Origin of the sequence: Pseudoalteromonas sp. SS15 (genome assembly GCF_049257195.1) — a bacterium.
Classification (GTDB): domain Bacteria; phylum Pseudomonadota; class Gammaproteobacteria; order Enterobacterales; family Alteromonadaceae; genus Pseudoalteromonas.
Genome location: NZ_JBMMUD010000003.1, coordinates 413859 through 429268 on the forward strand (window position 1 = coordinate 413859; position 15410 = coordinate 429268).

The following is a 15410-nucleotide window of genomic DNA, read 5'->3' on the forward strand; positions in this document are numbered from 1 at the left end:
GGCATACTGCACCTTATTGGATCGACACTTAAAAGTGTTACTTGGGTCAATAAGCGTTAACCAAACTTAAGCAGGTAACTACGTTAGCTTATTTGGTTGCGACCGTATCTAACCAAGCATGAAAGTCAGCGTCCATGCTGGTACCCCAATTTTTTACGATTTTTTGATAGCGCGGGTAATCGCCGCGACGCACATGAAATAGCATCTCTTCGACTTTATCGCGTTGTTTTTCCATCATGTAGCGCACTGCTAAGTAGCCCCAGCGATAGATACGGTCGGTATTCCAGTTCGCGCTGTTGTTATAAAACAATTCGCTCAATTGATAGGTTTTCTCGCCGGCCAACGCAAGTGCACGCGGGTTATTGTTCATGTGTGCAACATATTCACCTAGCCCTTCGCCCCACCAAATTAAATAAGGTGGCTCAGCAGCCGGCTCTGGACAGTATTCCGGACCATAATGATTGTCGTGAGGCGGCGCGCAGTAATCACCATAAGTATTAAAGCGACCATCTAAATAGTGCACAAACTCATGGTTTAAGTTCCATACAGTGCCTTTTTTCAAATAGGCCACATACTCGGCACTGTTGTCTTCTAAATGCGGTAAACCTTCGAGGTACATGCCGCCATTGTTAGACGGTACGTCAAAATGATCGGTGACATACTTTACGTAATCTTCACGGCTGGCGTAAATATTGGCGCGCAACACATCATTGTTGTCATGTAGCAGCGGTTTGCCACGTGTATTGAATAGCGTATGAAAACGCTTTTCTGTTTCTAGCAGTAATTTACAAGAATCTTCGATATTCTGCTGTGACATGGCTTGGAAGCGTAAGACCAGGTTATCAGCACAATAATGCTGATTTGCAAGCACTTGGTTGATTTTCGCTTCATTGCGTTTCCAAGCTGGAATATAGACTTCACCTTCTTTAACGACATTGCCATATGCCAGCTTTACTTTACTGTAATCTACGACAGCGGCTGGTTGTTTCGTGGTTTGACAGCCTGCAAGCACGGCAAGAGATAGAACTGCGGTTATTATTTTTGCTTTCATTGCTCCAAGTATCCAAATGCTTAATGTGAATTTTGTATACATTATACTTATTTTATTTTTGAATACAGCAAAGAAAGTCGATTATTTCGTTTTTTATACTAAATCACTAAATGAAGAGCGTTATTTCGAGGTCTATTTAAAGGCACAAAAAAGCCAACCTAAAAGGTTGGCTTGAGTTTCATAATGCAAGTATGACAACGTGTTATGAATTTTTGAAACTACCTAAATCTTAAATTTTTTCGAGAAAGCTCAGAAATGGACTTACACCCCATTAGGCGCATATCTCGAATGAGCTCTTGTTGCATAAGTCCTAATGCACGCTCGACACCTGGCTGACCAGCAGCGGCAAGGGGGTATAAATACATACGACCAATGCCAACCGCTTTAGCACCCAGTGAAAGCGCTTTTAAAACATGAGTACCCCGTTGAATGCCGCTGTCGAATAGCACATCAATTTTATCACCGACGGCATCGACGATTTCAGCTAACTGATCGAATGAGCTACGAGCGCCATCCAGTTGTCGACCACCATGGTTAGAGATCACAATCCCCGTACAGCCAATATCAACAGCACGTTTGGCATCTTCAACGGTCATAATGCCTTTTAGGCAGAACTGACCATCCCAAAACTTTACCATTTCGGCGACGTCGTCCCAGTTCATGGTTGGGTCGAGCATATTTGTGAAGTAGTCACCAATTGAGCTGGTGCTGCTACCCATATTTATGTGCGCATCAAGCTGCGGCAGACTGAATTTTTCGTGGAATACGTAGTGCAGTCCCCACATTGGTTTAATGGCGAACTGGATCAAGCCTGCCAGTGTTAAACGAAACGGAATTGAAAACCCCGTGCGCAAATCCCGCTCACGGTTGCCACCAGTGATTGAGTCAACAGTTAGCATCATCACTTGTACACCCGCCGCTTTGGCACGCTCCATCATAGCGCGGTTTAGACCTCGGTCTTTGTGAAAATAGAATTGATAAACCTGAGGGGTCGAGGTTTGCTGGGCAATCTCTTCTAAACTGACGGTGCCAAGAGAAGACACGCCAAACATGGTGCCGTATTTCTCAGCGGCACCCGCAGTTGCGCGCTCGCCTTGATGGTGAAATAGTCTTTGTAATGCGGTGGGTGAGCAATACACTGGCATGTCGAGCTTTTGGCCCATGACAGTAACAGATAAATCAATATCTTCGACTCCCGTCAGTACGCTTGGTAGTAAATCACATTCTTCAAACGCCTCTGTATTGCGACGATAAGTGGTCTCATCGTCAGCGCCACCATCGATGTAATTAAAAATTGGCCCGGGCAAGCGTTGCTTTGCCAGTTTTCTAAAGTCTTGAAAGTTGTAGCATTGATTAAGGCGCATAACAGGTGTCCTAAGTGTTATCAGAAGTATGAGCACTGCTGTGTTTTGCGAAGTGTATGGCTGAAAACCACAAAGCGTTAATAGCAATAATAGAAAAGCATTTTTGCCAAATTGGCAACCTAACCATGTTAAATGGTTTAACACACAGCTGAATAGAATACGCGACCCTTACTTAATCTTCGATAAAGACTCGGTTTAATGTTAATGATTTGCTAAATCAGCTCATCTGGAGATTTCTCTATTTTGCACCTTTTGGAAAAAGTCTTTGGCTTTATGTCCATTTATCGAAAGGTTAGCTGCCCGTAAATTTTCATCCATAACAATAAACCTAAACTGAGGAGTGCGTGGTGAAACATTTATCAAGTAAAGTCGTTTTAGGGTTAGGTGCATGTGCACTGAGCCTAGCATCACAAGCGCAAGCTGAAGAAATACTGAACGTTAAACAGGGTGAAAAGCAAACTAAGGTGGCAATTGGCGGTTACGGTAAGGTCGATATTCGTCATGTCTCTGGTGATGTGGCTTATCAAGATTATTGGTTAGCAAACTTTCCCGGAGGTGCTGCACAAGATACCTCACATACGGCATTTAATGTTAAAGAATCTCGGGTGAATTTAACCGTGCAGCATGGTGACATTAAAGGCTTTGTTGAGATGGATTTCTATGGCGGCGGTGGTAATGAAGTGGTAAGTAATTCATCAAATCCACGCTTAAGACATTTATATATTCAGTATAAGAACTGGATGGCGGGTCAAAACTGGACCACCTTTATGCCATTGCATGCACTGCCAGAATCACTTGATTTTGGTGGCCCACATGCCGGTGAGGTCTTTATTCGTCAAACTCAACTGAGATACACTCATGGTGCTTGGCAGTTTGCCATTGAAAACCCAGAGACCAATGGTGACGGAGATGTCGGTAGCAGTGTCAGTGGTGTGGGAGTGACTGGTGCTCAGGCAGATAAAGATGAATCGCTACCAGATTTTATTGCCCGTTATAACCATAAAGCGGATTGGGGCAGGGTATCTGTCGCTGGCCTGTTGCGTAAAGTTGACCAAGGCGGCCTAGATAAAACGGCGACTGCATTTAACATCGCGGCAAAAATTAACACTGTTGGTAAAGATGATTTACGTTTTCAGGTAACCAGTGGAGACGCTGGGCGCTATGTTGCAGCGGGCATTACTCCTGACATAGTCACCGCAGAGGGTAAGCAAACAGCTGAAGTCGAAAGTACGGTGGCCTATGCGATAGCATATAGACACTTTTGGACGCCAAAGTTACGTTCATCGGTGTTTTCTGGCAGTGCCTCAACAGATGTGCTTGAGCGCAAGCGCAGTCATTTTGGCGTGAACTTGATCACCAGCTACAACGAATACTTAGATTTAGGGGTTGAGCTAGGTAACTTTAGTGTTGACGACGAGCGCATGCACAGCATTGATTCAAATTACTTACAATTCAGTGCTAAGCTAAAGTTCTAACTAAAGGTTTTAATTAAGAGTTATAAGCGTAATTTATAAGCGCGCTTTTTAAGCAAAAAGTTCTATAAGTTAGTCTAAAGTAAAAAGAGTATCTTTATTTAATAAAGATACTCTTTTTTTGCTAAATATGCGTCACGCAAATGCTCGACGAGTAGGTTAAGCTTTTTGTCAGGCTGGCGCGATTTTGGATAGACCGCATAGACCCCAAGCTCCTTTGCTGTGTAATCAGCTAGCAAAGATACTAATCTACCTGACATTAAATCATCATGAACCAGTGCGCGAGGCAAATAAGCAATACCAAAATTGGTTGCGGCTGCATCGCGAATGGCCGCAAGACTATTGGTATAAAAACGCCCTTGCACCTGTACGTTTGCTTCTACGCCATCTTGTTGGAAGAGCCAGTTATCAGGGCCAACGCCTTCATATTTGTAAATCAAACATTCATGATCCAGTAAGTCATTGGGTTTATGAGGAATACCATGCTGATTCAAATAGCTTGGGCTGGCACATACAATCCACTGGGAATCAATAAGCCTTCTTGCGACCAAAGAAGAGTCTTCAAGAAAAGCGGTTCTGATGGCTAAATCAAAGCCTTCATCAAGAATATTCACCAATCGATTGCTGACATGAAGTTCAACCTCAACATCAGGGTAGAGTTGGCAAAATTCAGCAATGGCTTTACTGAGTAATAGATTGGCTGAGACAGATGGCACAGTCACGCGTATTTTACCGCGCACTGCATCACCATAGCCTGTCACTGTATCTTGAGCATCTTGCAGTGCTTGCTTGGCTAAGCGCGCTTTACCGTAAAGGGCTTGTCCTGCATCGGTTAAGCTGAGTTTGCGGGTAGTGCGATACAATAATTGTACATTTAAGGCTTTTTCTAAGCGGCTGATCCTCTTGCTCACCACAGAATTGGTCATCTCAAGTTTTTCAGCGAGTTTAGAAAAAGAGCCTTCATCAACGACTTGAACAAACAAGAAAATATCATCTGATTTAACCATAAATACACCTAACAGCCTCTTTCAACGATATTGATTATGTCAAAAAAGGAAAAAAACATTCTCTTTAATGAATATATATTAATAGTTAACAGAGTTGTACATTTCTATAAATTTTGTTTACTCGATGCTTATGTATCAATAATTAAATAAATCACAAATAAGCACGTTGTGGGTAAGTAAAACAATAAAAACTGGACAACAAGAGAAAGTAATATGAACGAATTAACACTAGGTGCATTGGCTTTATTGCCAATTGCATTAGCAGCTCTGCTGCTGGTGGGCCTAAGTTGGCCTGCGAAGAAAGCCATGCCTGTGGTGCTAGCAACGACTGCCGCACTGGCGCTCTTTGTATGGGATATGTCAACTAATCGCGTGTTAGCGTCAATTCTACAAGGCTTGGGGATCACCTTCTCTATCTTGTGGATAGTTTTTGGCGCAATTTTTTTATTGAATATGCTAAAGCATACGGGGGCCATTGGCGTCATCCGTGAAGGCTTTATGCATGTCTCACCCGATAGACGTGTTCAAGCCATTGTGATTGCATGGTGCTTCGGCACATTTATAGAAGGCGCTTCTGGCTTCGGTACGCCAGCGGCAATTGCAGCGCCATTATTGGTTGCAATCGGCTTTCCTGCTCTAGCGGCTGTGTTAATGGGCATGATGATCCAAAGTACGCCTGTCTCTTTTGGTGCTGTGGGCACACCTATTATCATCGGAGTAAATAAAGGGTTAGATACCACCGCAATTTCTGAACAGCTTGCGACTCAAGGCTGGACGTGGGAGCAATATCTGCAGCTCATTACCACCAATGTTTCAATTATTCATGCCATTGTGGGCACTGTGATGCCGCTATTTATGGTGATGATGCTGACTCGTTTTTTTGGACAAAACAAAAGCTGGAAAGAAGGTCTTGAGGTGTTACCGTTTGCTATTTTTGCGGGTTTTGCCTTCACCGTTCCTTATGCATTAACTGGGGTTTTTCTCGGTCCTGAATTTCCATCGCTCCTTGGCGGTTTAGTGAGTATTGCCATAGTTGTTACCGCCGCTAAAAAAGGGTTTTTAGTGCCTAAAACACAGTGGGATTTTGCCAATAAAGAGACTTGGCCTAAACAGTGGTTGGGCAATCTAGAGATTAAAGCTGAAAACATCAGCGGTAGTCGTTCAATGTCTATTGTCGTGGCTTGGGTACCTTACTTAATCGTTGCGGCTTTATTGGTTTGTTCTCGTGTATTTACAGAATTTAAAGGGCTTTTAACTGGTTTGAGTATCAGCTTCAGTAATATTCTCGGTGAAACTGGGGTAAGCGCTTCTTTTGCTCCTTTATATTTGCCAGGTGGATTAATGGTGATTGCTGCTTTGGTTGCGCTCATTTTACAAGGTCAGTCGGGTCAAAAAGGTCAAATCGTGCGAAATGCATTTGGTGAATCGACTAAAACCGTGATCAGTGCTGGCTTTGTTTTAATGTTTACTGTGCCTATGGTTCGCCTATTTATTAATTCAGGTGTGAACCTATCCGATTTACCTAGTATGCCAATGGCCAGTGCCCAGATGTTTGCCACTTGGTTTGGTGAGGCTTTTCCCCTTGTAAGCCCAACCATTGGTGCACTAGGTGCCTTTATTGCAGGCTCCAATACCGTATCAAATATGATGTTTAGCCAATTTCAGTTTGAAGCGGCAATGAGTTTAGGGTTATCGCCAGCATTAATTATCGCAGCACAAGCAGTGGGGGCTGCGGCAGGTAACATGATTGCCATTCATAATGTGGTCGCGGCAAGTGCAACAGTTGGCTTATTGGGTCAAGAAGGGGCCACACTCAGACGCACAATCGTGCCAACTTTATATTATGTTTTGGCGTCAGGCGCCTTAGTGATGACTGCCTTATATGTTTTGAATATTGCAGGACCGTTAAGTCATTAAAATGGAGAAGAATATGAACAACCAGCAGCTATTGGCCGCTTTGAGCAAAGTGTTAGGCAGCGAGAATATACAAACTCAAGCAAATAAAACCGAGCACTATAGAACGGGCTGGCGCTCGGGTGGCGGTAGTGCGCTGGCTGTTCTGTTCCCGCAAAACTTATTGGCATTTTGGCATGCGTTAGAACTTTGTGTTGAAGCTGACTGCATTATGATCATGCAAGCAGCGAATACTGGCTTAACCGAAGGGTCAACGCCTTCGAGTGATGGCTATGATAGAGACATAGTGATCTTTAATACCTTGGCGATGGATGACTTAGTGGTGCTAGAGCAGGGCAAACAAGTGTTAAGCTTTCCCGGTACTACGCTACATAAGTTAGAAAAAACCTTAAAGCCGTTATCAAGAGCACCACACTCTGTAATTGGCTCTTCTTGTTTAGGGGCATCGATTGTTGGCGGAGTGGCAAACAACTCAGGTGGCGCATTGGTAAAGCGTGGGCCAGCGTACACTGAGTTGTCACTCTTTGCCCGCGTAGATGAAAAAGGCCAATTGCATTTAGTGAACCACTTAGGCATTGAATTGGGCGAAACCCCTGAAGAGATCTTAAAAAACCTGATGTCGGGTAATTTTGCCCATAACAACCTAGTTACCGATAAAAAAGCCAGTGCGACAGACTATGAAGGTTTATTGCGCGATGTAAATGCTGATACGCCCAGTCGTTTTAATGCCGATACCTCAAAGCTTTATGAGGCCAGTGGCTGTGCTGGCAAAATAGCTGTGTTTGCTGTGCGCCTTGATACCTTTGCAGTACCGAGCCAAGAGCAGACATTTTATGTGGGCACCAATGACCCTAAGACCTTAAGTGATTTACGACGTCACATATTATCTGAATTCAAAAACTTGCCCGAAGTGGGAGAATATTTACACCGCGAAATCTTCGATATCGCTGAAAAATATGGCAAAGATACCTTCTTAAGTATTCAGCACTTAGGCACGGATAGGTTACCTAAGTTGTTTGCCTTAAAAGGGCGGTTAGATGCGACTTTTAAAAAGTGGCGCTTTATGCCAAGCAATTTCACCGACAAGGTGATGCAGTTTGCAAGCTACTTATTCCCTCAGCATTTACCTAAGCGCATGATTGAATTTAGAGACAAATATGAGCATCACTTAATTTTAAAAATGAGTGATGGCGGTATTGCCGAAGCCAAACAGTTTCTAAAGTCGTATTTTGCTCAAAACCCACAAGCGGGCGGGTATTTTGAATGTACGCCCGATGAAGCAAGCAAGGCGTATTTACAACGTTTTGCAGCGGCAGGTGCGGCTATTCGCTATCAAGCATTACATGAAGATAAAGTCGGAGACATTTTAGCGCTCGATATTGCTCTGCGTAGAAATGACTTTGATTGGGTTGAACAGTTGCCAGAAGACATTGCCAGTCAGGTCGATAAGCGTCTTTATTATGGGCATTTCTTCTGCCATGTATTTCATCAGGACTATGTGCTGAAAAAAGGTGCTGATGCTAAGAAAGTGAAAGCGCAAATGTTGGCTCTACTAGATTCTCGAGGCGCTAAGTACCCGGCTGAGCACAATGTCGGTCATCTTTATGAAGCCGAAGAAGATGTAAAAGCATTTTATCGCTCATTAGACCCGACCAACCGCTTTAACCCTGGGGTGGGTAAGATGGAAAAGCATAAACGCAATTGCTCATGTTGCTGATCTATTGAAGCGCTTTTTCGGAGCTTGAATTTATATCAATCCTCTAAATTAATATTAATGAGGATTGGTACCGCGGCAGCCTAGCCTATCGCACTAGGCTGCCTTTTTATTATAAATCTGAGCTCAGGCTATCCATCATTCAAGAAGTCGATAGTTTGTATAGTTATCCTTGGAGGTTTCATTGAGCTCCATGAAGCCGGCGAAGGTGCCGCGCATCGTCATTTCTGCACTTGTCGGCAGAACTTGTTCTGACACTTCGGCGAAAGTTAGCACCATCTTAAATTGTTCTATGTTTGTCATGGTCATTGGGCTGAACTCATCTAAATTCGTGATGGTGATTTGTTGAAGTAAATTGCTTGTGGGCGAGACGATTAATGTGCCTTTGAGTTTACCAATGGCGTCATCACCGAGTTTTGGGATATTAACATCAAAACTTGCCGTAATCGCTTCGTTTGTTGAATCGAGTAACTGTAATGAATTCAAAGTAATGAGCTGCTCAAGTTTAATGCTGAAGGTTTTCTGGTCTTTATTGCGTTGTTTTATAAAAGCGCGTTTTTGTTTGTCGGTCGCAGGCTTTTTGTCTTTCGTGAGCAGTTGCCAGTTTTGACCTTCGGGCAGTGCACCGTTAAATGCTGCCGTATAGTCGGTGATTTCTCCTTCTTCGTTCTCAAAGCTGTGTAGCTCAAACGCCCACTTTGTTTTGTCGACGTCTTTAATTCGCTGGATCGCATTCTGAACGACAGACTTTAAGTGTGACGCTTCAAATTGTGCTGCATTGGTTTGATTGCTTAAAAATAACAACCAAATAAGTAGTAAAAGTTGAAAGATAGTTCGCATAGCTTTGCTCCTTAATTTTACTTGATGGTCGCAGGTCAGGTGTGAAATCAATGTGAAAGCAAAATAAGACTAAACTTAATGGCAGTGTAAAACGTAGAAAACACCGATGAGTGCAATAAAGGTGGCATATGAAGAATAATTTAGAGTCGAAACATATTTTGCGTGTGTATGAGCATATTCAACAACATGGTGAACCTTATGAACAAGGCAAGCATTTAGAAGGGATCACGGCATTCTCTGACATTGATGGTTACACCATCTATTTGCAGGGCAATGGTGTATTACTTAGGTTTGGTTTTCACAATAAATATGACCTTGAATACGAGCACGATAAATTGAAAGAAGAATTTTTGAAAAAACTGGATGTGATTGCCAAGCAATTTCAGTAAAACTAAAAAGGAAAATTAAATTGATGAAACAATTTTTACTTATATTTGTATTTGCTCTTCTAACGGGCTGTGCAGCCCAGTACCCAAACCAAGATGTGACGGGGAAAGCTTTTCCTAGTGTCTCTGGTGGAAGTCTAGAAAAAGAGCGTATTAACCTACCTGATTTTGTTAAAGGTGAGGTTGCGCTATTTTTGGTTGGCTACAAGCAAGACAGCCAGTTTGACATTGATCGTTGGTTGATTGGTCTGGATATGAAAGGCGCTGATATTAAAGCGTATGAGTTACCTACCATTGCAGGTATGTTCCCGAGAATGTTTAGTACACAAATCGATGAGGGCATGCGTCGTGGTATTCCTAAAGAGCTATGGGGTGGGGTGATCACCATTTATGAAGACGGTGAAAAAATCCAAGCGTTTACAGGCAATGAAAATCCGAATAACGCCAGAGTGATGCTACTCGATAAAAACGGCAAAATTATCTACTTCTACGACAGAGGGTTTTCTGTCTCGGCATTGAATGAGGTGTTAGCACTGGCCGAAGCACAATAAAAAGCCCAATAAAAAAGTAGAAAAAAAGTGCAAAAAAATAGCAGCCTGAACTTTACTCTATGTTCAGGCTGCTTCTAGATTTAATGCAATTTCATCTTAGGGCGCACAATACGCAGTAACTTTTCAGATAACCAAAGTGCAGCGGTTTTAACTGGGCCGTGAATGGCATTTTGGTGCATACGATAAAGCGATAAATACATCACCCGCGCTAAATTACCTTCGATAAACATGGTGTTGTTCGTCAGGTTACCCATTAAGCTTCCTACCGCGCTAAAGCGAGAAAGGTTCACCAGTGAACCGTGATCTTTATAAACAAAAGGTTTTGGCGACTTGCCGCTGAATTTGGCTAAAATATTGTGAGCGACATTACTTGCCATCTGGTGTGCAGCTTGCGCCCGTGGTGGCACGAAAGTGCCATCTTCTTGCTCACAGGCACAAGCATCACCCAATACATGGATGTGTGAAGTGCCTTTTGCTTGTAAGTATTCGTCTACTTTAATTTGATTGTTGCGAGTGAATTCAAAGCAATCGAGGTTTTTAATAAAGTCTGCCACTTTTACACCCGCCGCCCAAAGCATTAAATCAGCTTGGATCAAGGTATTGTCATCGGTGATAAAGCCCTCAGAAGTTGCTTTGCTCACTTTAGTGCCTTCTAAGATATTTACACCCAAATGACGCAACTCGTCTCGCGCAGAGTTACTTATTCGAGTCGGTAGGGCGGGTAGTATAGTTGGCCCAGCTTCAATTAAATGAATGGTGAGCTTGGTGCTGGTAAATGCACTCATACCATAGTGCTTTAGAAGTTGAGCGACATGAACAAGTTCGGCGCTGAGCTCAACACCGGTTGCCCCACCACCAACGATGGCGATTGAAAGACGGTTTTGTTCTTCGGGTAATTGGCTTGCAGCTTGGTGTACACGCGTGAAGCAGTTAAGTAGCGCATGTTGAAAGCGCTCGGCTTGCTGGTGAGAGTCTAAGAAATAACAATGTTTGCTAACATCAGGGGTATTAAAATCATTGCTGACACTCCCAATGGCGATGATTAACTCATCATAGTGAACGGTACGTTGCGGCAAGATCAATTCACCGTCTGAATCGTATTGCTCTTTAAGGTATATCGCTTGTTTTTCTGCGTCTAAATTGATGAACTCACCCAGAATAAACTGAAATCCATGCCGAGCCGCATGGGCAGAATAAACGACACCATCTAAGCTAGTGTCAAGCGAGCCTGTCGCCACTTCATGTAGGAGCGGCTTCCAAATATGGGTACGGTTTTTATCGATTAAAGTAATATTTGCGCGACGAGACTTCCCAAGTTTGTTCCCTAATTTACTTGCCAGTTCTAGGCCGCCAGCGCCGCCGCCGATGATGACAATATTGGGATGCGTGTTAATCATAGTTGTGCCCTTTAAAAAGTTATAAAGAGCTGAGCACAATCCTTTGTAAATATCAGATTTACTTACATGATGTTCAGGTCGTTATAACCTTGCACAACTTACGGTTATTGTACGCCTAACGGACTGCTAGCAATATGGAAAAAGTATTTCTAAATGTTTCGATAAAACAAAAAAGGGCTGTTACAAAACAGCCCTTGGGGTTGAGTCGAGTATTACGCCAAATTTGGCAAATAACGCTCATCGGGTAGATAGGTTTGCTCTAAAGCTGGAGATGAAGCTTTACTCTCGGTTAATGAGAAAAATTCGACCGTTTGGTTCATCATTTGCGCTTGTTCAGCCATGGCTTCACCGGCGGCGGCTGCTTCTTCAACCAGAGCGGCATTTTGCTGTGTCATCTGATCCATCTGAGTAATTGCAGTATTTATTTGCATAATGCTTTCAGACTGGTGTCTTGCTGATTGAGCAATCTCAGCCATCATGACACGTACTTTGCTGGTGGCTTCAACGATTTCACTTAGGGTATCACCAGAGCGGTTTACTAAGTCGGTGCCTTCTTCAACTTTAGATTGGCTGTCTCTGATCAGATCTTTGATTTCTTTTGCTGCATTTGATGAACGCTGGGCTAGGTTACGTACTTCACCGGCAACCACAGCAAACCCTCGACCTTGTTCACCTGCACGGGCAGCCTCTACAGCCGCATTCAAGGCAAGTAAGTTCGTTTGGAATGCAATATCATCAATCACACTGATGATCTCGGTGATCTGTTTACTCGATTGATTGATTTCGCGCATTGCGCTTACAGCCAGTTTCACGACCTCACCTCCATGACTGGCTTTGTCTTCTGCGGTCATTGACAGCGTATTTGCATCTTCGGCTTTTTCAGAACTTTGACGAACAATCTCGGTGACTTCATCCATACTAGCCGAGGTCTCCTCTAGGCTACTGGCTTGCTCTTCAGTACGCTGGCTTAAATCCGCATTACCTTGCGCGATTTCATTCGCCCCTTGAGAAATACTGCCAGAGGCATGGGTGATGTTTTCAATGACTTCAGTCAGTTTATCGGCGGTGCTGTTGGTGTCTTGTTTTAGCTGACCAAAAGAGCCCTCGTAATCGTTGGTAATGCGTTTACTCAAATCTCCCTGAGCTAATGCACTGAGCACTTTGGTGACGTCATCAAGTGCCACTTCCACGGTAGACACTAGGTCATTCAAACCTGTACTGAGTTTTTCAAAAAAGCCAGTCTTACCTTGTAAAGATAATTTCTGGCTTAAGTCACCTTGTGCGGCAGATTGCACCAAGTTATCGATTTCTTTTTCAATATTTACTTCTGCGGTTCTGTCGGTCCACTCGAGTACAGTGCCAATACGTTCGTTATTTACGAAAATTGGATTGGAGGTCACTGAGAAGACTCGTTCACCAATGTATTCAGTACTGTTGTGGGCATGAGACAAGTTATTAAATAAAACGCGTTGTTGTTCTGGCTCTAAATAGAATTGATCAACAGGGAAGCCAATGAGACTGTTGGCATCGAATTGCCCTATATGGGCTTGAATATCCCGTTCAGCACTTTCTATGGTGCTCTTAAGGGCTTGGTTCGCATAGATTATATTCAAATTTTTGTCTGCAATCATGACGTTGCCCGAGACGCTATCAAGGGCATATCTGACTCTGGCATTTTCGGCTGCAATACGTGTTTTTTCACGTTCTTGAGCTAACCAGTCTGTTCTATCTTGCCACTCTAATACCGTACCAACGCGTTCACCCTCTACACTGACCGGGCTCACGATTACAGTAAAGGTTCTACCAGAAATCACAAACTCAGTTTCAATGCTTGCTGTTTGAGTTTTGAAGTCTTCCACTTTATTGCTGAAATGTTCAAAAAACGCATCAACTCGATTACCAATAATGGCTTCGTGATTAAAGTGTGGAATGGCTTGCTTAATATCTTGGCTGGCAACTTTAAACATGTCATGAATGGCGTTATTCATGTAAATCACATTTAGGTCTTTGTCAGCAATCATCACCTGACCAGAAGAGCCATCTAAAGCATATTTTACACGTGCGTTTTCAGAGGCTATACGTGCTTTCTCTTGTGCTGCGGCAAGCTCTTCAGTTCTATCTTGCCACTCGAATACCGTACCAACGCGTTGCGCTTCAACAATGACTGGGCTTGCGACCAGTTTAAAGGTTCTACCTGCAATAACAAATTGCTCTTCAAGGCTGGTGGTTAGACTGTCAATCTGTGCTAGGTGTTGCTCAAAGTAAGGCATTAAACCATTGATTTGCGCATTTAGAATATGATGGGCGCTAAAGTTAGGCAGCTCTGTCTGTAATTGAGTTTCAACTTCCTCAAACATGAGTTGGATTGAACTATTTAGATAAATGACTTGGTGCTCAGTATTGGTGATCATGACATTAGAATTGGCGTTATCTAATGCACTTTTAATGCGGGCATTGACCCTTGCCACACGACGCTCTTTTTCTTCTTTTTCACGGATGAGTTTTAAGCTCTCTCGCATTTCTAGCATAGATTTGAAGACGCCTTGCGGTGCTCGTTCATCATATTCTTGGTCTAAGTCACCTTCAGATATGGCGGTAGCAATATTGTCTAGTTCACTTGGATCTTTACCAAGTTGTTTCATCACCATTCTAAGTAAGAAAAATATAATAGCTGCACTAATTACAAGCGCTGCCATGAACATAACAAAAATTTGTGATACGGCTTGTTCGTTAGCGGCTTTTAATTGTGGACCTAGAATGTCTTGATCAGATTTCACGGAGTTACTTAGCTCTGTTACTAAAGCTGCAAATCGTGGACCTATTACATCTAATACATTGGTTACTTTGTCATTTCTATCAATAATAAGGCTTTGAACTTGATTAAAGGCGCTTGTGTAATCAAGGAACATGCTATTGATGTTGTTTAGCCTAGTTTGATTTTCAGTATTCAAACTAAAAGTGCTTAAATTTATGAGTTGGTCTTCGAAGCGGGAGAATTCTTGATTGACTCGCTCAGACGCTGATACTTGATTATTTTCAAGGTATTTCACAACGTATAATCGGCCAAGTAATAAGTTACGCATAGCCTCACCTGCGACATAAGCCAGCTGCGTATTATTTGATTGTGCGGCACTTTGCATGACTTGCGTTAGCTCACGCTCCATTCTAGGACCAATAACATCTAATTGGTTTAACACCAACTCATTGCGCTCAACCCGATACGCTTTAATAACTTCGAACGTCGCATTGTACTGCTCAATTTCTTGAATGAGCTTAGTCACCATCTGTGCTCGTTCGGGCTTATTAATTTCTTGTTTGGCGTCGAGAATGAGCTTATCAACTTGTTCAAAGTACTGGTTGTATTCGCGAAGGTCTTTCTCACTACCTGTGAGAAGAAAGTCTTTTACATTCATGCGCACCATTAACATGTTCGATTGTAAGGTGCTCGCAAGGTTAGAGTCTCTTGCTAGCTCTCGATAGCTTTTGAATCCTTCATCTGCTGATGTCAATGCCAAATACGCGGTCAATCCGATTGCCGCAAGAATACACAATATTAAAGTAAAGGCTGAAATGAGTTTTGCTTTGAGTGTGCTGAAAATGCCAAAAGAGGGGGTTGCTGTGTCCATGCTTAGCTTCCTAAAATGTACCAATAAAAGATGCAATACTAAGTGATAGTCTAGTATTTATACAAAATCAAAGTGTAAAACTTTCTTT

At 42.9% G+C, this 15410-nt stretch carries 11 protein-coding genes; 5 read left to right on the forward strand and 6 right to left on the reverse strand.

Going from position 1 to position 15410, the window contains the following annotated elements; genetic code table 11:
- Positions 1 to 88: 88 nt before the first annotated feature.
- Positions 89 to 1051 carry a collagenase gene (locus AAEU28_RS08865; protein ID WP_421963778.1) on the reverse strand — a complete coding sequence of 321 codons (963 nt, stop codon included), beginning with the start codon at positions 1049 to 1051 and terminating at the stop codon, positions 89 to 91.
- Between the two features lie 218 nt (positions 1052 to 1269).
- Entirely contained in the window at positions 1270 to 2415 is a 1146-nt protein-coding gene (locus AAEU28_RS08870; protein ID WP_421963779.1) for an alpha-hydroxy acid oxidase, read from the reverse strand.
- A gap of 347 nt (positions 2416 to 2762) precedes the next feature.
- Here AAEU28_RS08870 and AAEU28_RS08875 point away from each other — a divergent pair, with 347 nt between their 5' ends.
- Entirely contained in the window at positions 2763 to 3890 is a 1128-nt protein-coding gene (locus tag AAEU28_RS08875) for a DcaP family trimeric outer membrane transporter (protein WP_421963780.1), read from the forward strand.
- Between the two features lie 98 nt (positions 3891 to 3988).
- Here the strand turns inward: AAEU28_RS08875 and AAEU28_RS08880 are convergent, their stop codons facing one another.
- Positions 3989 to 4894 carry a LysR family transcriptional regulator gene (locus tag AAEU28_RS08880; RefSeq protein ID WP_421963781.1) on the reverse strand — a complete coding sequence of 302 codons (906 nt, stop codon included), beginning with the start codon at positions 4892 to 4894 and terminating at the stop codon, positions 3989 to 3991.
- Positions 4895 to 5107: 213 nt separating this feature from the next.
- Between AAEU28_RS08880 and AAEU28_RS08885 the strand changes: the two genes are divergently transcribed.
- Positions 5108 to 6811 (forward strand): L-lactate permease, encoded by a 1704-nt coding sequence (locus tag AAEU28_RS08885; RefSeq protein WP_421963782.1) that lies wholly within the window; start codon positions 5108 to 5110, stop codon positions 6809 to 6811.
- Between the two features lie 13 nt (positions 6812 to 6824).
- Complete coding sequence (gene dld, locus AAEU28_RS08890; RefSeq protein WP_421963783.1) at positions 6825 to 8525, forward strand: D-lactate dehydrogenase; 1701 nt, start codon at positions 6825 to 6827, stop codon at positions 8523 to 8525.
- Between the two features lie 135 nt (positions 8526 to 8660).
- Here dld and AAEU28_RS08895 read toward each other — a convergent pair whose 3' ends face one another.
- Positions 8661 to 9362, reverse strand: a complete 702-nt coding sequence (locus tag AAEU28_RS08895; RefSeq protein ID WP_421963784.1) for a hypothetical protein — start codon at positions 9360 to 9362, stop codon at positions 8661 to 8663.
- A 128-nt stretch (positions 9363 to 9490) separates the two neighbouring features.
- On the opposite strand from AAEU28_RS08895, the gene AAEU28_RS08900 reads away from it, so the two are divergent.
- Positions 9491 to 9751 carry a DUF3081 domain-containing protein gene (locus AAEU28_RS08900; protein WP_421963785.1) on the forward strand — a complete coding sequence of 87 codons (261 nt, stop codon included), beginning with the start codon at positions 9491 to 9493 and terminating at the stop codon, positions 9749 to 9751.
- A gap of 23 nt (positions 9752 to 9774) precedes the next feature.
- Positions 9775 to 10299, forward strand: coding sequence for a hypothetical protein (locus AAEU28_RS08905; RefSeq protein WP_421963786.1), 525 nt, complete (start codon positions 9775 to 9777; stop codon positions 10297 to 10299).
- Between the two features lie 80 nt (positions 10300 to 10379).
- Here the strand turns inward: AAEU28_RS08905 and AAEU28_RS08910 are convergent, their stop codons facing one another.
- Both AAEU28_RS08910 and AAEU28_RS08915 read right to left on the reverse strand, forming a co-directional pair.
- Positions 10380 to 11696, reverse strand: a complete 1317-nt coding sequence (locus AAEU28_RS08910; RefSeq protein WP_421963787.1) for an NAD(P)/FAD-dependent oxidoreductase — start codon at positions 11694 to 11696, stop codon at positions 10380 to 10382.
- 212 nt (positions 11697 to 11908) lie between these two features.
- The gene (locus tag AAEU28_RS08915; protein ID WP_421963788.1) at positions 11909 to 15322 is read right to left on the reverse strand and encodes a methyl-accepting chemotaxis protein; all 3414 of its coding nucleotides are present in this window, start codon (positions 15320 to 15322) and stop codon (positions 11909 to 11911) included.
- Positions 15323 to 15410: the final 88 nt, after the last annotated feature.